At 63.1% G+C, this 19,434-nt stretch carries 16 protein-coding genes; 11 read left to right on the top strand and 5 right to left on the bottom strand.

Annotated elements, in window-relative coordinates:
- Window positions 1-30 precede the first annotated feature (30 nt).
- On the top strand, window positions 31-1,155 hold the full coding sequence (locus AC1Z3O_RS14125; RefSeq protein WP_483516335.1) for a hypothetical protein: 1,125 nt from the start codon (window positions 31-33) through the stop codon (window positions 1,153-1,155).
- 110 nt (window positions 1,156-1,265) lie between these two features.
- Here the strand turns inward: AC1Z3O_RS14125 and AC1Z3O_RS14120 are convergent, their stop codons facing one another.
- Together AC1Z3O_RS14120 and AC1Z3O_RS14115 are read right to left on the bottom strand one after the other, a co-directional pair.
- Window positions 1,266-2,501, bottom strand: coding sequence for an ATP-binding protein (locus AC1Z3O_RS14120; RefSeq protein ID WP_483517605.1), 1,236 nt, complete (start codon window positions 2,499-2,501; stop codon window positions 1,266-1,268).
- Window positions 2,502-2,566: 65 nt separating this feature from the next.
- Window positions 2,567-3,310, bottom strand: coding sequence for a response regulator (locus AC1Z3O_RS14115; RefSeq protein ID WP_483516334.1), 744 nt, complete (start codon window positions 3,308-3,310; stop codon window positions 2,567-2,569).
- Window positions 3,311-3,539: 229 nt separating this feature from the next.
- Here AC1Z3O_RS14115 and AC1Z3O_RS14110 point away from each other — a divergent pair, with 229 nt between their 5' ends.
- The 5 genes from AC1Z3O_RS14110 (at window position 3,540) to AC1Z3O_RS14090 (ending at window position 11,072) form a co-directional block, all read left to right on the top strand.
- A complete protein-coding gene (locus AC1Z3O_RS14110; RefSeq protein ID WP_483516333.1) occupies window positions 3,540-5,333 on the top strand; it encodes a cytochrome c biogenesis protein DipZ in 1,794 nt (597 codons plus the stop codon).
- Between the two features lie 307 nt (window positions 5,334-5,640).
- Window positions 5,641-7,251, top strand: coding sequence for an ABC-F family ATP-binding cassette domain-containing protein (locus tag AC1Z3O_RS14105; protein WP_483516332.1), 1,611 nt, complete (start codon window positions 5,641-5,643; stop codon window positions 7,249-7,251).
- A gap of 481 nt (window positions 7,252-7,732) precedes the next feature.
- The gene (locus AC1Z3O_RS14100) at window positions 7,733-8,713 is read left to right on the top strand and encodes a quinone oxidoreductase family protein (protein WP_483516331.1); all 981 of its coding nucleotides are present in this window, start codon (window positions 7,733-7,735) and stop codon (window positions 8,711-8,713) included.
- Between the two features lie 75 nt (window positions 8,714-8,788).
- Window positions 8,789-9,856, top strand: coding sequence for a beta-keto acid cleavage family enzyme (locus AC1Z3O_RS14095; RefSeq protein ID WP_483516330.1), 1,068 nt, complete (start codon window positions 8,789-8,791; stop codon window positions 9,854-9,856).
- A gap of 223 nt (window positions 9,857-10,079) precedes the next feature.
- Window positions 10,080-11,072: a Bug family tripartite tricarboxylate transporter substrate binding protein gene (locus AC1Z3O_RS14090; protein ID WP_483516329.1), complete on the top strand. Its 993-nt coding sequence runs from the start codon at window positions 10,080-10,082 to the stop codon at window positions 11,070-11,072.
- Between the two features lie 116 nt (window positions 11,073-11,188).
- Here the strand turns inward: AC1Z3O_RS14090 and AC1Z3O_RS14085 are convergent, their stop codons facing one another.
- Window positions 11,189-11,365: a hypothetical protein gene (locus AC1Z3O_RS14085; protein ID WP_483516328.1), complete on the bottom strand. Its 177-nt coding sequence runs from the start codon at window positions 11,363-11,365 to the stop codon at window positions 11,189-11,191.
- A gap of 83 nt (window positions 11,366-11,448) precedes the next feature.
- Between AC1Z3O_RS14085 and AC1Z3O_RS14080 the strand changes: the two genes are divergently transcribed.
- Together AC1Z3O_RS14080 and AC1Z3O_RS14075 are read left to right on the top strand one after the other, a co-directional pair.
- Window positions 11,449-12,609 (top strand): porin, encoded by a 1,161-nt coding sequence (locus AC1Z3O_RS14080; protein ID WP_483516327.1) that lies wholly within the window; start codon window positions 11,449-11,451, stop codon window positions 12,607-12,609.
- Between the two features lie 277 nt (window positions 12,610-12,886).
- A complete protein-coding gene (locus AC1Z3O_RS14075; RefSeq protein ID WP_483516326.1) occupies window positions 12,887-13,456 on the top strand; it encodes an RBBP9/YdeN family alpha/beta hydrolase in 570 nt (189 codons plus the stop codon).
- A gap of 129 nt (window positions 13,457-13,585) precedes the next feature.
- On the opposite strand, the gene AC1Z3O_RS14070 is transcribed toward AC1Z3O_RS14075, so the two are convergent.
- Entirely contained in the window at window positions 13,586-14,590 is a 1,005-nt protein-coding gene (locus AC1Z3O_RS14070) for a Bug family tripartite tricarboxylate transporter substrate binding protein (RefSeq protein WP_483516325.1), read from the bottom strand.
- Window positions 14,591-14,627: 37 nt separating this feature from the next.
- Window positions 14,628-15,473: a TauD/TfdA dioxygenase family protein gene (locus AC1Z3O_RS14065; RefSeq protein ID WP_483516324.1), complete on the bottom strand. Its 846-nt coding sequence runs from the start codon at window positions 15,471-15,473 to the stop codon at window positions 14,628-14,630.
- 238 nt (window positions 15,474-15,711) lie between these two features.
- Between AC1Z3O_RS14065 and AC1Z3O_RS14060 the strand changes: the two genes are divergently transcribed.
- The 3 genes from AC1Z3O_RS14060 to groL all read left to right on the top strand — a co-directional run bounded on the left by AC1Z3O_RS14060 (window position 15,712) and on the right by groL (window position 19,305).
- Window positions 15,712-16,755, top strand: coding sequence for an AraC family transcriptional regulator (locus AC1Z3O_RS14060; protein WP_483517604.1), 1,044 nt, complete (start codon window positions 15,712-15,714; stop codon window positions 16,753-16,755).
- Window positions 16,756-17,233: 478 nt separating this feature from the next.
- Complete coding sequence (groES, locus tag AC1Z3O_RS14055) at window positions 17,234-17,524, top strand: co-chaperone GroES (protein ID WP_483516323.1); 291 nt, start codon at window positions 17,234-17,236, stop codon at window positions 17,522-17,524.
- Between the two features lie 137 nt (window positions 17,525-17,661).
- Window positions 17,662-19,305: a chaperonin GroEL gene (gene groL / locus AC1Z3O_RS14050; RefSeq protein ID WP_483516322.1), complete on the top strand. Its 1,644-nt coding sequence runs from the start codon at window positions 17,662-17,664 to the stop codon at window positions 19,303-19,305.
- Window positions 19,306-19,434 lie beyond the last annotated feature (129 nt).

Genomic DNA, 19,434 nt, shown 5'->3' with positions numbered 1-19,434 from the left:
TTGGGGGCGGCCATGCCCCTGGAGTTCAAGATGTTCCTCTCCGTTTCGCGCCGGTATGCCGCCGGTGCCTTCGCGGTGACCACCCTGGCGGCAGCCGCCGGTGGCGCTCACGCCGCGTCCGAGGATGTATTCCTGCGTGCCGAGCCGACCACGGGCGAATTCGATCGCTTCCGTGTCGAAGCCAGCTACGACGTGGTCAACGGCACGCTCGACGTGTTCAACCTGCGCACCGCCCAGGGCCCGGTGCCGGACGGCGCGGGCGATTACCAGGGCGGCCGCGTGATGGTGGGCTACAAGTTTTCTCCCTACTGGTCGGGGGCCGCCACCTACTGGCGCCGCAATATCACCTATGGTCCCGACACCAATGGCATCGACAGCTGGCAGGTGGCGCTGCACTTCGACCCGCTGGCCGAGCCCGGCGCGCGCGACCGCGTGCTGTTCCGCTTCTCGCTGTGGGGCGACCATGCCGGCGCGCTCAGCAAGTCCTCGCCGACCACGGTGAAGGGCACGACCTTCAGCAACCTGACCGTCCACGACCCGAACGACATCCAGGCCCAGGTCGACATGATGTTCTCCGGCCAGCTGAACGACTACAACACGCTGACGGGCTTTATCGGCGCCGGCGTCAGCCGTGTCACGGTGGGCACGCTCAATGCGCAGCTGCGCCGCGGCAACTGCAACTTCAATGTGAGCATCGGCTCGGACAATATTGCCAACGGCGTGCTGGCAGCGCCCTGCCAGGCGGGCGGCACCAACTTGCAGCAGGCCTCCTTCAGCGCCGACGCCTCGCAGTTCGGCATCAATGTCGGCCAGGACCTCAACTACACGGCGGGCTTCTTCTCCCTCGGTGGTTCCTGGCGCTGGCAATACAAGAGCTTCGGTGCCCAGCTCGGCTACCAGTTCCAGTACCTGCTGCGTGGCGACCTGGACGACCGGCTGGCCAGCTACGGCGTCTCGCCGATCAAGTCCAACCACACGCTCGGTCTGGAACTGTCGTACAAGGTCGTCAAGAATGTCGAGCTGTTCGTGCGCGGCCAGGCCTTCTACTACAACTTCGTCGGCACCATCCCCATGTTGTACAACGCCGCTACCGCCAGCCGGCTGGACCGCTACTACGGCTACGCCTCTTTCGGCGTGCGCTTCTCGGGCTTCTGATGTTGGGTGCGATGTCTCTCATCCGCCATGGCGGACGAGGGACACATGGATCAGGCCAGCACGGTTTCGATGCGGATATTGCCGTGCAATGCCTTCGAGTGGGACACGTGTCAGCCGATGCGAATCTCCGCCACCAGGCCGCCGCCTTCGCGATTGCGCAGCTTCAGCGAGCCACCCGCAGCCGCGGCAAGCTGGTGAGCGATGGCCAGGCCCAGGCCCGTGCCGCCGGTTTCGCGGTTGCGCGATGCCTCCAGCCTGACAAACGGCTGCAATACGGCCTCCAGCTTGTCTTCGGGGATGCCGGGGCCACGGTCCATCACATCGATGACCACGGCGTTCTGCTCGCGGCGTACGCTCAGCTCGGCAGCCCCGCCGCCGTACTTGATGGCGTTGTCGATCAGATTGGTCAGCACGCGCCGTAACGCATTGGGCCGCGTCATCAGTGGTCCGTCGGCGTTCTCCACAATCGATACGGCCTTGCCGGTGTCCTGGTAGTCGTAGACCAGGCTCTCGACCAATGATCCGAGATCGATCCGCGAGGCTTTCTCGCCCTCTCCGCTCGTGGTGCGCGCGTACGCCAGCCCTTCCTGGACCAGCGTCTGGATCTCGGACAGGTCGCTGACCATCTTGCGCTTTTCCTCCGAATCGTCCGCCATTTCGGCGCGCAGCTTCATCCGCGTGATCGGCGTCTGCAAGTCGTGGGAAATAGCTGCCAGGATCTGCACGCGCTCCGCGACGAATTGCGCGATGCGGTCGCTCATGGCATTGAAAGCCCGCGCCGCGCGTGCCAGTTCGGTCGGACCGTTCTCGTCGAGCGGTGGCGATTTGGCATTCGGGTTGAGCGCATCGGCGGCATCGGCCAGTGCCACCAGCGGGCGAATGGCCAGCCGCACGGCAAACCAGCAGCACAGGATCAGCAGCAGCAACTGCAGCACCAGCACATAGGGCAGCCACTCTGCGATCGGTGTCATGCGCGGATGCACGTCGATGGTCAGCGGGCTGCCATCGCTCAACGTCAGGTGGGCCTGCACCTGCTTGCCGTCGCCGGGAATCGACTGCACCGTGACGGGAAAGCGGCCACCGCTGGCGTCCATGATCCGTTGCGCGATGTCCTTGCCACGCTGGGTCATTTCGGGCATACCCGGCAGGCCAGGGCCCAGGATGTACTGGTAGTTGCCGCGATTCAGGCGCGGCAGCCATTGCGGGCGCTCCGCCGCGGGCAAGCGGTCCAGGATCGCCACCGATGTGGCCACGTCCGTTTCCAGCGTGCCCAGCATCACCTGACGCGCCGACATATAGCGTTCCGAGAACAGCACCGCGAACGACATCAGATGGGCGACGATCATGCCCGCCAGCAGGATCAGGAGCAGCCGTGACCCCAGCGAGCGCGGCCAGCGCCAGAGGCGGGTGTTCACTGACGTACCTCCTTGATCTCCACCGGCATAGCGAACACATAGCCCTCGCTGCGCACGGTCTTGATGTAGGCCGGCTCACGCGCGTCGTCGTTCAGGCGTTGGCGCAGGCGGCTGACCAGCAGGTCGACCGAGCGCTCGAACATGTCCGCCTCGCGGCCCTGCGTCAGGTTGAGCAACTGGTCGCGATTGAGGACGCGTTGCGGATGATCGACGAAGACGCGTAGCAGCCGGTATTCCGCCCCGCTCAGCGCGACGATAGTGCCTTCGCGGTCGATCAGGTGGCGCGCGGAGGTGTCGAGCTGCCAGTCGCCGAAGGCCAGGATCTGACCCGCTTCCGTGATCTGCAGGTTGGGCGGCAGCATGCGCGTGCGGCGCAGTACGGCCTTGATGCGCGCCAGCAGCTCACGAGCGGCAAACGGCTTGGTCAGGTAGTCGTCGGCGCCCATTTCCAGGCCGATGATGCGATCAGTCTCGTCGTCGCGCGCGGTCAGCATCAGGATCGGCGTGGCCTTGTGCTTGCCGGCACGCAGTTCGCGGCACAGTACCAGGCCGTCGTCGCCGGGCATCATGATGTCCAGCACGATCAGGTCCACCGTGTTGGCTTCCAGGAACTGGCGCATATGGCGGCCGTCGGGTGCCACGGTCACGCGCAGGCCATTCTTGGTCAGGTAGGTCGAGACAAGCTCGCGGATTTCCCGGTCGTCGTCGACGATCAGGACATGGTCTACATGCGCTTCCATCTGTGTCACCCCTGGAGAATGGTTCTTGTCGGAAAAGTGGACGATCCGTCTGTTGGAGAGATTGTATGGGCGTCGACGTGCTTCCGTGTATCGCAATGTATCTGGCCGCGCCGGGCGCACAAAGCGGTACAACTTTCCCGCTTTGACGACACATTCAAGATAGATGCGGGGCGCCAAATCGGGGGCATGCCAAAACCTTGGCCAGCCTGTCGAAGAAAGGAGCCCGATCATGACGACCCTGCTGATCCTCGCCTACCTTGGGGGTGCGCTCACCATCCTGAGCCCCTGCATCCTGCCCGTCCTGCCGTTCGTGCTCAGCCGCAGCGGCCAGCCATTCCTGCGTGGCCGGCTGCCGATGCTGGCCGGCATGGCGCTGACGTTTGCCGCCGTGGCCACGCTGGCATCCGTTGGCGGCGCGTGGGCCGTGCGCGCCAACGAAGTTGGCCGCTACGGCGCGTTGGCGCTGCTGGCGGTATTCGGACTGTCGCTGCTGGTGCCGAAGCTGGCCGATACGCTGACGCGCCCGGTGGTGGCGCTGGGCAACCGGCTGGCCGGCGGCGGCAGCGGCGCGGAGGCTTCGGCCTGGGCCTCGCTGCTGCTGGGTGTGGCCACGGGCATGCTGTGGGCACCGTGCGCGGGCCCGATCCTCGGCATCGTGCTGACCACGGCCGCGCTGCAAGGCGCAAGCGCGCAGAGTTCCCTGCTGCTGGTGGCCTATGCGGCGGGCGCGGCCACGTCGCTGGCGGCGGCGCTGGGCATCGGCGGTCGTGTGTTCACGGCGATGAAGCGTTCGATGGGCGCCGGTGAATGGCTGCGTCGCGGGCTTGGCGTGGGCGTGCTGGGTGGTGTGGCGGCGATCGCCATCGGTGCTGACGTCGGCCTGTTGGCCCGCCTGTCCACGGGCGGCCCCGCACGGCTGGAACAGGCGCTGATCGATCGGCTGCACAAGCCGCAGCCTGCCATTCAGGCCGCCAACGATGCACAAGCCGCCGAGGCACCGATGCTGCTGGCGGCCAACGACACCAGCGTCGGCTTTTCCAGCCGCCTGCCCGTGGAAGGCCGGCTGACGTCGCTCGATGGTGCGGTGACGTGGTTCAACACAGGCCCCAACGCGGCCCCGATATCGCGCGATCAGTTGCAAGGCAAGGTCACGCTGGTCTATTTCTGGACCTACTCCTGCATCAACTGCATCCGCACGCTGCCGTACCTGCGCGCGTGGGCCGACAAGTACAAGGACCAGGGGCTGACGGTGATCGGAGTGCACACGCCCGAGTTCGCGTTCGAGAAGAACCCGGAGAACGTGCGCCGCGCGATCGGCGATTTCAAGATCGGCTTCCCGGTGGCCGTGGACAGCGATTTCCGTATCTGGCGCGCGTTCGACAATAGCGTCTGGCCCGCCGCCTATTTCGTGGATGCGCAGGGCAACATCCGCCATCACCGGTTCGGCGAGGGCGACTATGCCAACTCGGAGCGCGTGATCCAGGCGCTGCTGGCCGAAGCGGGTCATCCGTCCACGTCGCGCGATGTGGTGGTGCCGGACGCGCAGGGTGCGCAAGCCGCCCCCGACCTGCCTAACGTGCGCTCCGGCGAGACCTACATCGGCTACGGCCAGGCGTCGAACTTCGTGTCGCCCGGCGGTATCCGCCAGCATGCGTCGCGCGCCTATACCGTCGGGGATTTGCAATTGAACGAATGGGGCCTGAAAGGCCAGTGGACAGTCGGCGCCGAGCAGGCCACGCTCGATCGTGCCGACGGCAGCATCGTGTATCGCTTCCATGCGCGCGATCTGCACCTTGTGCTCGGACCAGCCGCCGATGGCCGCGCCGTGCGCTTCCTCGTGAAGGTCGACGGTAAGCCCCCTGGCGACAGCCACGGCGCGGATACCGATGCTGCCGGCAACGGTGCAGTTACGCAGACGCGGCTCTACCAGTTGGTGCGGCAGGCAGGCAAGGTCGGCGAACACACGTTCGAGATTCGCTTTCTGGACGCCGGTGCCCACGCTTACGCATTCACCTTCGGTTGATGGGGCCGGTCCGCATTTCCACGCCATCGAATAGGAAGCCTGGACTGTTATCACTATGTCGTTTGCGCTGGCCATCGGGGGGCCAACGATCAATCCGGAGGTGCACTGTTGAGTGCGGCGACGATGATCAATGGATTCTGTCGCCGCCATGCGCATTGCTGCGACCGCGGTTATACTCCGGCTTCTTCATCCAATCTTCGAGGTATTCGTTCGATGTGATGCGCCATTGATGCCGCCGTCTGCATGACGGCTAGTTCCCACCGGTCCCCATCAGCAGGGGGGAGGTCCTGGCATCTTTGGAATACCTATGGCGAATCCTTACATCGCGCTGGAAGGCGTGTCTTTCGTACTGCCGGACGGCAGTACGCTCTTCTCCGATCTCGACGAGCAGTTCGACCAGCGGCCAACGGGCCTGGTCGGGCGGAATGGCGCCGGCAAGACAGTGCTGGCGCGAATCCTGGCCGGGCTATTGCAGCCCACGGCCGGACGCTGCGTACGCACCGGCAGCGTGCACTACCTGGCCCAGCAGGTGGCGCCTCCAGCGGATGCATCCGTCGCCAGCCTGGCGGGCGTAAAGGACGCGATGGATGCACTGGCACGCATCGAGGCAGGCAGCATCGCGCTCGAGGATTTCAACACTTTGGGCGATCGATGGGACATCGGCCAGCGGCTCCGGCACGAGCTGGAACGCAATGGGCTGGGTCATCTCGATGCTTCGACACCAGCCAGCACACTGAGCGGCGGTGAGGCCATGCGTGTCGCCCTGATCGGCGCCATGCTTTCGGATGCGGACTTCCTGATCCTGGACGAGCCCAGCAATCATCTCGACCGGCCAGGCCGGCGGGCACTGATCGAGCAGTTGCGGCGCTGGCCACGTGGCTTGCTCGTGATCAGTCATGACCGGCAATTACTGGAGACGATGAAACGCATCGTCGAGCTTTCCCCGCTGGGACTGCGCAGCTACGGGGGGGACTACACGTTCTACGCCCGGAGCAAGGCGCAGGACCGGCAGAATGCCCTCGACCAGCTCGAACAGCGCAAGCTCGAACGCAAGCGCAAGGCGCTGGCCATGCGCGAGCAGAACGAGCGGCAGGCCCGGCGTCAGGTCCGCGGCAACCGGCACGGCCACGAAGCCAACCAGGCAAAGATCCTGCTCGGCGGGCAGAAGGGGCGCAGCGAGAGTTCGGCAGGCAAGCTGCGCCAGCAGCAAGCCGCCGCCATGGTGCAACTCGACCAGCAAGTGCAAGAAGCCGCGAGGCAGGTGGAAAACGACGCGTCCATTTCCTTTGTCGCGATGCGGGCGGCCAACACCGCGCAACGCGTCGCGGAACTGGATGAGGTGGCGTTGCCTTTTGTACCGGCTGCCACGCGTGACATCAGCCTGACGCTGACCAGGCAGCAACGCGTAGGCGTGGTCGGCCTCAACGGCTGCGGCAAGTCCACCTTGCTCAAGGTGCTGGCCGGCCGGCTACAGCCCCTCGCCGGGACCTGCAAGGCCGCGGTCGCGAACGTCTATCTCGACCAGCGGCTGGCAAACCTGGACCCGGAGCGCACGGTGCTTGAACAGATGCAGGCGGCCAACCGCACCGCCCCGGAAGGCGAGCTGCGCATGCGCCTTGCACAACTCGGCCTGGATGCGCGGAAGATCGTGGCACCCAGTGGCTCGCTCAGCGGCGGAGAGCGCTTGCGGGCGGCGCTGGCCTGCGCGCTTTACGCCGATCTGGCCCCGCAACTGCTGTTGCTCGACGAACCGGGCAATCACCTCGATCTTCCTTCGCTGGAGGCACTGGAGGGCATGCTGCGCAGCTACCAGGGCGCCCTGGTCATCGTGTCACACGATGATGTATTCATGGACAACCTTGGGTTGACGGATCGCCTGCTGGCTACCGGGCAGGGTTGGCGGCTTGAGCCCTGGTGAGATGAAGCGGTAGTTGATCCCTGGCATAGCTGTGATGTGGTCCGGGACGTGATGTTAGCCGCTGTCGCCTGACTCGCGCACCCGCGCAGCGGCCTGGTGCTGCTCTGCCTCGCTCCCTCCTGTTCGCCGGCTGTGTCGTTGACGAGTCCACTAGCGGATCGCCAGACACAGCAACCGCTGCCCGCTTCGCTGTACCGCAAACACTCGCCCCTCGGTTCTTGGCCTGGCGCGAAATCCCGAAGTCATCCGAAATCCTCTGCCGCATGAGGCGCCGGCTCGTGCCTGTACACCTGCGTGCTGACTACGCCAACGTGACAGTGCCCCGGCGGGTCCTTGTCAGAAAAGGGAAAGTTCAAGACGTGCACGGGAAAGCGGAAAGTTGAGCCAGGTCAGATGATTCACCTCACTGGTTTGTCCTCTGGCGAGCTCGATCGGCAAGCCGCAGGTGAACGTTCATATTCGAAAGAAGACAGGAGACGACATGGCGAAAGTCGTTAGGATTTACGAAACAGGCGGGCCCGACGTCCTTCGTTGTGAGAGCGCCACTATTGGTGAGCCGGGGCCGGGGGAGGTCCGCCTCCGTCACGTGGCCGTCGGCCTGAATTTCGCAGACACCTACTTCCGCAGCGGGACTTACAAGATTCCGCTTCCCAGCGGCATCGGCAATGAAGCCGCCGGCGTGATCGAGGCAGTCGGTGCCGGCGTCACCCAACTGGCGGTCGGCGACCGCGTGACCTATACGGGCTTTACCCCCACGCTGGGCGCCTACAGCACGGAGCGGCTGATCTCTGCCGCACCGTTGATCAAGTTGCCGCAGGCAATCAGTTGCGAAGTCGCCGCGGCCATGACCATGCGGGGCTTGTCAGCCGCCTACCTGATGCGCCGGATCTACCCCTTCAAGCAGGGCGACGCCATTCTGCTGCATGCCGCGGCAGGTGGCGCCGGCCTGATCATTTCGCAATGGGCGAAGCTGCTGGGGCTGACCGTGATCGGAACGGTTTCCACCGATGCCAAGGCCGAAGTGGCGCGCGCCCATGGCTGTGATCACACGATCAACTACAGCCATGAGGACGTGGCCAAGCGCGTGCGGGAACTGACCGATGGAGTGGGCGTGTCCGTGGTCTTCGACAGCGTGGGCAAGGACACCTTCATGTCCTCGCTGGACTCGCTCAAGCGCCGCGGCCTGCTGGTATGCGTGGGTTTTGCCTCCGGCGCAGTCACCGGGTTCGATCCGGCAATTCTCGCCCGCAAAGGCTCGGCATACCTGACGCGCCCGGGCCTGGCCGACTACATCGCCGATCCTGCCGAAAAGGCGGAGCTGGTCGACGAGCTGTTCGGCCACGTGGCGGCAGGCCGCATCCGCATCGAGATCAATCAGCGCTATGCCCTGGAGGATGCAGTGCAGGCACATCGGGATCTCGAGGGTCGAAAGACCACCGGCTCTTCCATCTTCGTGATTTGACTTTGCCCGCCAGGGAAACTCACTCATCTAGTTCGGCATTCTCACTATTCAAGATTCATCCTGGAGACGATCACCATGCACTTCCTTGACGGCCACCTGTATCCCGAGAACCAGCAACCTCTGATCATCACGGCCGCTCCCTATGCGCCGGGCTGGATTCCCTCAGACTTCCCGGAAGATATCCCTGTCACCATGGAGGAGCAGATCCAGAAGGCGGTGGATTGCTACGAAGCCGGTGCCAGGGTGCTGCATCTGCACGTGCGCGAGGCCGACGGCAAGGGCAGCAAGCGCCTGTCCATGTTCAATGAGCTGATCGCCGGTGTGCGCGCCGCCGTGCCAGACATGGTCATCCAGGTGGGAGGCTCCATCAGCTTCGCGCCTGAAGAGGGCCAAGAAGCTAAATGGCTTAGCGATGACACGCGGCATATGCTGGCCGAACTCGATCCCAAGCCCGACCAGGTGACGGTGACCGTCAACACTACGCAGATGAATGTGACGGAGCATGCGGGACTGGATGACTTCAATGGCGTTTCGCGGGGATTCCCGCACCTCTACAAGACCTACAAGGACATGATCGTGCCCTCGAATCCCAGCTGGGCCGAGGAGCACATCCGGCGACTGACGGCGGCCGGCATCCAAAGTGAGTTCCAGTGCTACAACATCAATAGCTTCGAAACGATTGAGCGGATGATTCGCCGCGGCGTCTACAAGGGCCCGCTGGTGATGAACTGGGTGGCGATCAGCGGCGGCATGGATCAAGCGAATATCTTCAACCTGGCAAACATGCTGCGTGCCGTGCCGGACGGAGCCGTGGTAACGGTGGAGAGTTCGGTGCTGAATGTGCTGCCCATCAATATGATCGGCATTGCTTTGGGCCTGCATGTCCGGTGCGGCATCGAGGATGTGCTCTGGAACCAGACCCGCACGGGAAAGATGAGCTCCGTTGAGCAGATCAAGCAATTGGTGCGGATCTCACGCGAGTTCGGTCGCCCCATCGCGACTGCGAAACAGACGCGCGAGATCCTGAAGCTTGGGGTCTTCTACGACACCGTGGAAGAGACGCTTGAGGCCAATGGCTTCTCGCCCAATCGCAACGGTGGCAACCAGGGCTTCCTGCACAAGCAAGAAAATCTGCCGTCCTGAGCTTAGCCAACGAATCCTGGCGCCGGTCAAAGCCGGAAGCTGACCTCGTCCTCGTCCTCATCTCGTGCAGTTCTTGGCCAACGGTTCAAGCGGGCCGGCGTAGCTCGCACCGCATTGAACCGATTGGACCTGTCATTGGCGTTGCCGTACTGCAAGGGCGATGCACGTGGAAAGAGCGCGGGTCGAGCGGCACGTCAACAGACCAAGTACATGGAGGATGACAATGGCATTGCGAATGCAAAAGCCGCTTGCGGTCACGCTGGGCACGGCGGCGTTTCTGGCGTTGTGCGCTTCAGGGCCGGTGCTGGCAGAGGATGCCTGGCCCACGCGCCCGATTCAGATGATCGTAGCGTCGTCGGCAGGATCAGGCACCGATTCCCTGGCACGCCTGATGGCGCAACGCCTGTCGGTATCCTTGAAGCAACCGGTCATTGTCGACAACCGGCCCGGTGGCAGTGGAGTCATCGGGACGAACGCTGTTGTCAAGGCGCCGGCCGACGGATACACGCTCCTTTACACCACGGCATCGAACATGGTCGTCGCCCCAGCGGTACTGAAGACCATCCCCTACGATCCGAAGAAGAGCCTTGTACCGATCGCCGAGACGGCTCAGGGTGGCGTGGTATTGCTGGTCAGCAACGATCTGCCGGTCCACAACCTGCCGGAGCTTATCCAGCTGGTGAAGGCGAATCCGGACAAGTACAGCTACGCTACCTGGTCGATGGGATCTTCGGGGCAGCTGATGATGGAATGGCTCAAGAAGCAGACCGGCATGAAGACCGATCACGTCCCATATCGGACTTCGACCCAGCTGTTGACGGACCTCGCCTCAGGTGTCGTGAAAATCGGCTGGACCGATCCGGGCGCGCCAGTCCCCTTCCTGCGCTCCGGGAAGGTCCGCGCCATTGCCATTGCAGGCAATGTGCGCGCACCGCAGCTGCCCGAGGTCAAGACCATGGGTGAACAGGGCTACAAGTTCGATGCGGTGGGCTGGTTCGGCATCTTCGCACCGGCGGGAACCAACCCGGCGATCGTGAAGCGGCTGGCCGATGAAGTCAACAAGGCCCAGACGTCCCCTGATCTCGCAGCCACGATGAAAGCCATGAACTTTGCGCCGCCACCTGTGAAGACCTCGGTGCAGTTCGGCGAGACTGTCAGCAACGATCTGCAGGTCTGGTCGAAGATCGCAGCCGATGCGGGGATCCAGATCGATTGATGCGCAGTGGGGTGCTGTCTGCTTGCTGGTAGCGTGGTATCAGAGACAAGACGTGATCTGACAGTGGTTGGGCGCCGTATCTGGAGCAAGCGACCACTGTCAGGCAATCTCTGAATTCAATCCGCGGATTCAGGTGCTCTCAACGCGCGCTCGATCTGCTCCCTCCGCAGACCCGCAGCAATTTCAAGCTCCAAATCAGGACGAAGCGCAATCGCCCCCTCGAAGGGCGAGAGGCCGCACTCGTCCATGAATATGCGCGTCTGTTCTGCGCAAAAAAGGGGAACGAACTTCATTCGTCCCCTGGCAACGCTTTGACCTCGTGGCCACTGGGCGTCACCAGGTTGGAGACTAAAACGATGAACGTGGAGGAGTTCTGGTGAAAAAGAAGATTTTTGCCTTGGCTGCTGTTTGTGTGTGTGGCGCTGCGAGTGCGCAATCCAGCGTGACCCTGTACGGTGTGACCGATGTGAACATTGAGTATGTCAACCGCGTCGGCGCCGCCGTGCCGTCGGCCGCCAACGGTTTCAATCCCGGTGCTGGCCATAGCGTCGTCCGTATGGACTCCGGTGGATACTCCGGCTCGCGCTGGGGTCTTCGCGGCACGGAAGACCTGGGCGGCGGGCTGAAGTCCATCTTCGTTCTGGAAAGTGGCTTCAGTCTCGATACCGGCACGTTGCAGCAAGGCGGCCGCCTGTTTGGTCGCCAGGCCTTTGTTGGTCTTGACTCGAAATATGGCCAGCTCACCTTCGGTCGGCAATACCAGTCGTTGTTCTCCACGCTGGCCAACTTTGTCCCGGCTCGATATGCCACCCAGTATGAACCCGTTGGCGTGGTCGCCGGTGCCAATTTCCGCGAAGACAATGCCGTGAAGTACGTCGGCGTGTTCGGCGGCCTGACGGCACAGGCCAATATGTCGTTCGGCGTAGGTACGGCGCTTCCGCAAGTCAACCCCAACGTTCCGCCTGCTGGTGGAAACGGTGAAGTGCCTGGGCAGTTCCGCCGCGACACTGCCTATGGCGCAGGATTGAGCTATCTGACTGGGCCCTTCGGCGTAGGCATTGGCTATGACCAATGGAATCCGACGATCGGCACTGGCAGCGGGTCCTTCAAGAAGGCTGCCGTCATGGCCAGCTACGCCTTCAATGGCACGGCGAAGGTAATGGGCGGCTATCGCTGGGGCCAGAACAAGGATCAGAACGGTGTCCTGACGATGCGTGACGATTTCTATTGGGTAGGCGGTCAGTACCGGCTGTCTCCTGCGCTCGACTTCACGCTCGAGTATGACTATCAGAACGTGAAGAGCCTCGGCGGCAATACGCACGTTGCCAATCCCTGGCAGGTTGCCCTGATTGCCGACTACGCGTTCTCGAAGCGTACAGATGTCTATCTGACGATGGCCTATTCAAAGAACGCTGGCCTGGCCATGGAATCGGCAGCGAGCAATTTCGCTACCAGTCTTACGGTCAACAACTACACGCTCTCCAATGGCCAGAGTTCGATGTTCGGCGCTGCTGTGGGTATCCGCCATGTGTTCTGATGGCGGTGGGGGTAGCGATCTGCAAGGCGAGAGCGCGCTACCGGCCGTATGGGTTGAATCTCACGGCGGCTCTGGAGGCCAATCTACATAAGCGCATCCGGGAATGCTGATCTCCCGTCCGATTGGCACTTTCCTCGGCATTTCCGGTTTCAAAGGTTCGACAGGCAACCCTGTGGAACCTTTTCTTTTTTGATCCGGCCAATACGCCTCTTCATTTGTCGAAGCGGGCACCAAGCTCGGCGACACGTCTTCAAACCAAACGAGGAATTCGAATCTCATGACTTCCGGAAATCAACCAACGGTTGTGATTGTTCCCGGCTTTCGCGATCACATGCCGGAGCACTGGCAATCGCTGCTGGCAGAGCGTCTACAGCAGCAGGGGCGAGCGGTGCGCATCGTGCCCCAGATCGATCAGGACAAGAGGTTGCGCCGTGCCAGGGTGGCGAACCTTGACCGTGTCGTCAGCGGCATCTCAGGGCCCGTCATCCTCGTTGCGCATAGCGTGGGCTGCCTGATCACCGTTCACTGGGCGCAGGAGACGGAGCGCACCGTGCAGGGCGTACTGCTTGCCGGGCCGACCGACTACGACAGCCCCTTGCCGCCCGGATACAAGGATCCGCAGACGCTGGCGGAGGAGGGCTGGACCCCGATTCCACGGCGGCATCTCAAATTCCCGAGCATCGTGGTCGGGAGCCGCAATGATCCGCTCGGGACGTTCGAACGCATCCGCGAGCTGGCGCAGGCCTGGGGCAGCCGTTTCGTCGACGCCGGGGAAGTCGGGCATCTCGGGCCGGCGGATGGCTATGGAACATGGCCACTGGCAGAGGAACTCATTCAGCAACTCTGAGCGGGAGCGCGGTGCGGCGTTGTTAGCCAACGGTAGCCAACGACGCTGTCGCGTAGGCGTAGCTCGGTTGCGCGGATATGCAAGGGTTGTGGAAGACGCGCAAGCGCGCCTTCCACAACCTCGCCGCCGTCAGTCCGGAGTGAAGTTGATGGAGCGCAACAGCGCGCCCTGGCGCTCGTAGGATTCGCGTACATCCTTCAAGAGCTCTTCAGTGGTAGCCGGCAAACCGGGCTCCATCCCCATTTCCTCGAGCCTTGGCCGGAGTGCGGCCGATTGCGTGACTTTGAGCATAGCGTCACGCATCTTGGCGATCACGGCCGGCGGTACGCCAGACGCGGACCAGAGCCCCATCCAGCTCACGTCGTGCAGGTCGGGATATCCCGACTCGGAAAAGGTGGGAACGTTGGGCAGTGCAGCCATCCGCTTTGGGGACGCCACCGCATAAGCCCTGAGCTTCCCGGACTTGATGAACGGCATGGATGTCGCCGGGCCGTCGAACATGAGAGGCACTTGTCCACCCATGACATCCTGCAGCGCGGCCGGCGAGCCCTTATAGCTCACAGTGCCCGCATCGAGCCCGGCAAGGCGATTGAATTGCACGCCCATCGTCTGGCCGCGCGTGCCGACCCCGAAGTTTGCGTAGTCGATCTTGCCCGGCCTCGCCTTGATGTACGTGACCAGCTCCCCAAGATTCTTCGCGGGCAGGCTGGGATTCCCGACAAGAACGAGGCCGTACTGCGTGAGTTGGGCAATCGGGACGATGTCCTTGAACGGGTCATACGACACCTTGATGGCGTGAGGCACTTCCGCAGCGATCCCCTTCTGGATCAGGAGGAAGGTGTATCCGTCTCGCGGCGAAGACAGCATGCTCTGGACGGCGATGGTGCCGCCCGCGCCAGGCTTGTAGTCGACGATGACAGTTTGGCCAAGCGGACCCTGCAGCTCACGGGCAACGAGGCGCGCCAGGATATCCGCGGTACCGCCCGGAGGCGCGCCTACGAGTATCCGCACAGGCTTGCCTGGCCATTCGGCGGCCTGGGCCGCATCGATGGCCGGCATCAGTGAGCCAAAGGCGAGCGTAAGCGCCAGGGCCGGGCGAACTGCCCGGCGAAGTGCCCCGGTCAAGCAATGCATTGCAGTCTCCTTTCACGCCAGAAATCGTGCTCTTGAATCAGTACGGGATATCGCCCACGATGCCAGCGCGCTCCATCTTGCGCGGTGCCGGATAGTAGTCGTTGACTGCGTAGTGCTGCGTGCTGCGGTTGTCCCAGACCGCGACGTCGCCTTCCTGCCAGGCCCAGCGCACCTGGTACTCGGGAATGGTGGCGCGGCTGGTCAGGTAGTTGAGCAGCAGAGAGGCGCCGGGCGACTTGTCGATGCCGTGGCGCACGTTGGCCGGCGTGCTGTAGTTGGTGAAGTGCGTCGTGAACGAGGCGCCGACGAACAGGATCTTTTCCCCGGTCTCTGGATGGATGCGTACCACCGGATGCTCCACCGGCGGATGATCCTGGGCCAGCTTTGCGCGGTTTTCCGGTGTCATGACCGCACCGAAACTATGCTCGATGCTTGCCCTGGCGCACAGGCCGTCGATCTTCACCTTGATCTCCTCGGGCAACTCCTCGTACGCCTTCACCATGTTCACCCAGATGGTGTCACCGCCGATCTCGGGGCATTCGAGGCAGCGCAGCACGGCCCCCATGGCCGGATTGGGACGCCACAGGCCGTCGCAGTGATAGCTGTTCTCGAAGCTGTGCGGGTTGTCGCTCCGGTAGACCTTCACCAGGCCCGGGTATTCGGGAACACTGCCGACTACCGGATGGTCTTCCAGCTTGCCGAAGCCGCTCGCGAAAGCCACGTGATCGGCACGCGTGATCTCCTGCTTGCGAAAGAAGATGACCCGGTGCTTGAGCAGCGCCGCCCTGATCTCGGCGAAGAGCGCTGGATCGCGCGCCGCCTCGCCGAGGTTGACGCCAGAAATCTCGGCCCCGATGGCGGGGGTGATTTGCCTGATCTTCATTGCTACGTCTCCTACAGTCAGGTGAATGTGCGGATTCCCGTATCGAATCATCCTGCCTGGCGAGACTTCCCGCTTGGCCTAGCGCGCCGCGAACTTGGCGATTCACGACAGCGGCGCTGGCGCAGGAAGCACTGGATCACATAGGGGAGGGCGCAGAGGCTAGGCGTCGCGGGTTATTCCCGCTTGACAGTACATGACTGCCATTTACCATGAGCTGTCACTTCCTGGTCAGCTCCCGATGTCGTTACTTGTCCGCGCCGCAGCGCTCACCAACTACAGCGAGGTCGCTCGTGCCGCCGGGCTGGATCCGGTGCGGATGATGTTCGACGCAGGGATCAGTCCGAGCGTACTTCGCGAGCCGGACCTGATGATTCCGGTCGAGCGTTTCGGACGCCTGCTCCACGCTTCTGCAACCCTGTCGGGCAACGAGGGTTTCGGCTTGAGCATGGCCGAGTCGCGCCGGTTGTCCAATCTTGGGCCGGTAGGCATGCTGGTCCGCGACCAGGCGACGCTGCGCGGCTCCCTTGACACGCTGATGCGCTACCAACCGATGCTCAACGGTGCGCAGTCGCTGGCGGTCGAGGAATGTGGTGGCCGGGTCATCATTCGCGAGGTGCTGATCGCTGGCAACGCACATCAGCCCACTCGCCAAAGGGTTGAGCTGGCGCTCGGGGTAATGGTGCGGTTGATACGCCAGCTCATCAAGGCCGACTGGCAGCCGCAGCGCGTATGCTTCGAGCACCCGGCGCCGCGTGACCTGACTGCGCACCAACGGTTTTTTGGTCCGCACGTCGAATTCGATTGTGACTTCAACGGCATCATCTGCGCGAAGGCCGATCTCGATGCGCGCAATCCGTGGGCCGATCCGGCTATGGCGCGCTACGCGCAGCAGCTGATAGACGAGTCGGCCGTCTTGCAGCAGGCAACAATGCTTGAGGACGTGCGGCGCACGATCCTCCTGCTGTTGCCCAGTGGGCGCTGCAGCGTCGAACAGGTCGCCGATCACCTGGGCGTGGTGTGCCGCACGGTCCAGCGCAGGCTCGCGGAACGGGGACAGAGCTTCTCGTCGATCGTTAGCGAAATCCGCACGGAACTCGCGACGCGCCATGTCATCGAGAGCGATCGTCCATTGACCGAGGTGGCGACCTTGCTCGGCTTTTCTGCGCCAAGTGGGTTCTCGCGCTGGTATCACGCGCAATTCGGTTGCAGCCCCAAGGAGAGCCGGGCCGCAAGTGGCACGGTGCACCGTCAGGCAGCACCTTCGCGGGCGAGCAGAGCATAACTCTGGCCGAAGCTGCCCCTGTGATGTCGACGGCGGCATTGTGACATCACGCCAGGCTGCGATGTCTCGCTTGCTGCTCCCCTCAATGTTTGAGCTCACTCGTATCCTTCGCGTTGCGAGCTCATGCGCGTGCGATATCACGTGCTGGCTTGCCGGCTTGCTGGACGGTTTTTGTGGCCATTGAGGCGGCTGATGATGTGTCGTAAGCGACTGATATATATAGATAATTGTTGCCGCTGACCTTGCCGGGCCAGTCACGCGAGGGTTCGAAATTCAAGGCCACGCGGATCTCGGCAACAAGCCCCCCCGGGAAAACCCCCATTCAGGCCTTGTCTTGAAAACGTAAACCCCCGTCCCTATAATTAGCACTCGTCTGGGGGGAGTGCTAACAGCCCTTTCCGGCGAGCCAATTCTGCTGGCCGTCCCTGCTGGTGGCCTCAATTTGTGAAATAAAGCTCACTTGTACTAAGGAGTCCGTATGAATCTGCGTCCTCTGCACGACCGCGTGATCGTGAAGCGTCTGGACAACGAAACCAAGACCGCTTCCGGCATCGTGATTCCCGACAATGCCGCCGAGAAGCCCGATCAAGGCGAAGTGCTGGCCGTTGGCCCCGGCAAGAAGGATGACAAGGGCAACTCGATCGCCCTCGACGTCAAGGTGGGTGACCGTGTGCTGTTCGGCAAGTATGCCGGCCAGGGCGTGAAGGTCGAAGGCCAGGAACTGCTGGTCATGCGCGAAGAAGACATCATGGCGGTGATCAACAAGTAATGCGGCTGCCGGGCGCCGTGCGCCCGGGCCCTGCTTTTGACATGCCCGCCCAGGCGGGATGCCTGAGTCTCCAAGACTTATCCAACATTCGCGATCTCCCCTCCGGGAGGTCCCTGCAAGATTCGGAGTAACAGAACATGGCAGCTAAAGACGTAGTGTTCGGCGACGCCGCCCGTGCCAAGATGGTCGAAGGCGTGAACATTCTCGCCAACGCAGTGAAGGTGACCCTGGGCCCCAAGGGCCGCAACGTCGTGCTGGAGCGCAGCTTCGGCGGCCCGACCGTGACCAAGGACGGCGTGTCCGTGGCCAAGGAAATCGAGCTGAAGGACAAGCTGCAGAACATGGGCGCCCAGATGGTCAAGGAAGTCGCTTCCAAGACCAGCGACAACGCCGGTGACGGTACCACCACCGCAACCGTGCTGGCCCAGTCGATCGTGCGCGAAGGCATGAAGTACGTTGCCGCCGGCATGAACCCGATGGACCTGAAGCGCGGCATCGACAAGGCTGTCGGCGCTGCCGTGGAAGAGCTGAAGAAGATCAGCAAGCCCACCACCACCAGCAAGGAAATCGCCCAGGTCGGCGCGATCTCCGCCAACAGCGACGCCTCGATCGGCGAGCGCATCGCTGAAGCGATGGACAAGGTCGGCAAGGAAGGCGTGATCACCGTCGAAGACGGCAAGTCGCTGGCCGACGAGCTGGAAGTCGTGGAAGGCATGCAGTTCGACCGCGGCTACCTGTCGCCGTACTTCATCAACAACCAGGAAAAGCAGGTTGTTCAGCTGGAAAGCCCGTTCGTTCTGCTGTTCGACAAGAAGGTCTCGAACATCCGTGACCTGCTGCCGGTGCTGGAGCAAGTGGCCAAGGCTGGCCGCCCGCTGCTGATCATCGCTGAAGACGTCGAAGGCGAAGCCCTGGCGACCCTGGTGGTCAACAACATCCGTGGCATCCTGAAGACCGCCGCCGTCAAGGCTCCGGGCTTCGGCGACCGCCGCAAGGCCATGCTGGAAGACATCGCCATCCTGACCGGCGGCACCGTGATCGCCGAGGAAGTCGGCCTGACGCTGGAAAAGGCGACCCTGCAGGACCTGGGCCAAGCCAAGCGCATCGAGATCGGCAAGGAAAACACCATCATCATCGACGGCGCCGGCGACGCAGCCTCGATCGAAGCGCGCGTCAAGCAGATCCGCGCCCAGATCGAAGAAGCGACCTCGGACTACGACCGTGAGAAGCTGCAAGAGCGCGTGGCCAAGCTGGCCGGCGGTGTTGCCGTGATCAAGGTTGGCGCTGCCACCGAAGTCGAAATGAAGGAAAAGAAGGCCCGCGTGGAAGATGCACTGCACGCGACCCGCGCAGCCGTGGAAGAAGGTATCGTCCCCGGCGGCGGCGTGGCCCTGCTGCGTGCCCGCGCTGCGATCGCTGGCCTGGTTGGCGAAAACGCCGACCAGAACGCCGGTATCAAGATCGTGCTGCGCGCGATGGAAGAGCCGCTGCGCCAGATCGTGCTGAACGCCGGTGAAGAGTCGTCGGTCGTCGTTGCCAAGGTCATCGAAGGCAAGGGCAACTACGGCTACAACGCCGCTTCGGGCGAGTACGGCGACCTGGTGGAAATGGGCGTGCTGGACCCGACCAAGGTGACCCGCACCGCGCTGCAGAACGCCGCTTCGGTGGCGTCGCTGATGCTGACCACCGACTGCGCCGTTGCCGAATCGCCGAAGGAAGAGTCGGCTCCGGCAATGCCGGGCGGCATGGGCGGCATGGGCGGCATGGACGGCATGATGTAAATCTGCCGGACTGCCAGCTTAGGCAGCCTGTCTGATAAAACCCCCGCGGGTGCGAACCCGCGGGGGTTTTTGTTTGTGCGCGCGGTCCGCTTGTGTGCCACGTTTCAGTGCTGAATCATCCATTCGGTC

Source organism: Cupriavidus sp. 09_S30, assembly GCF_056930435.1.
Note: the sequence above shows the minus strand (reverse complement) of the source record. Positions and strands in the feature narration are given on the sequence as shown.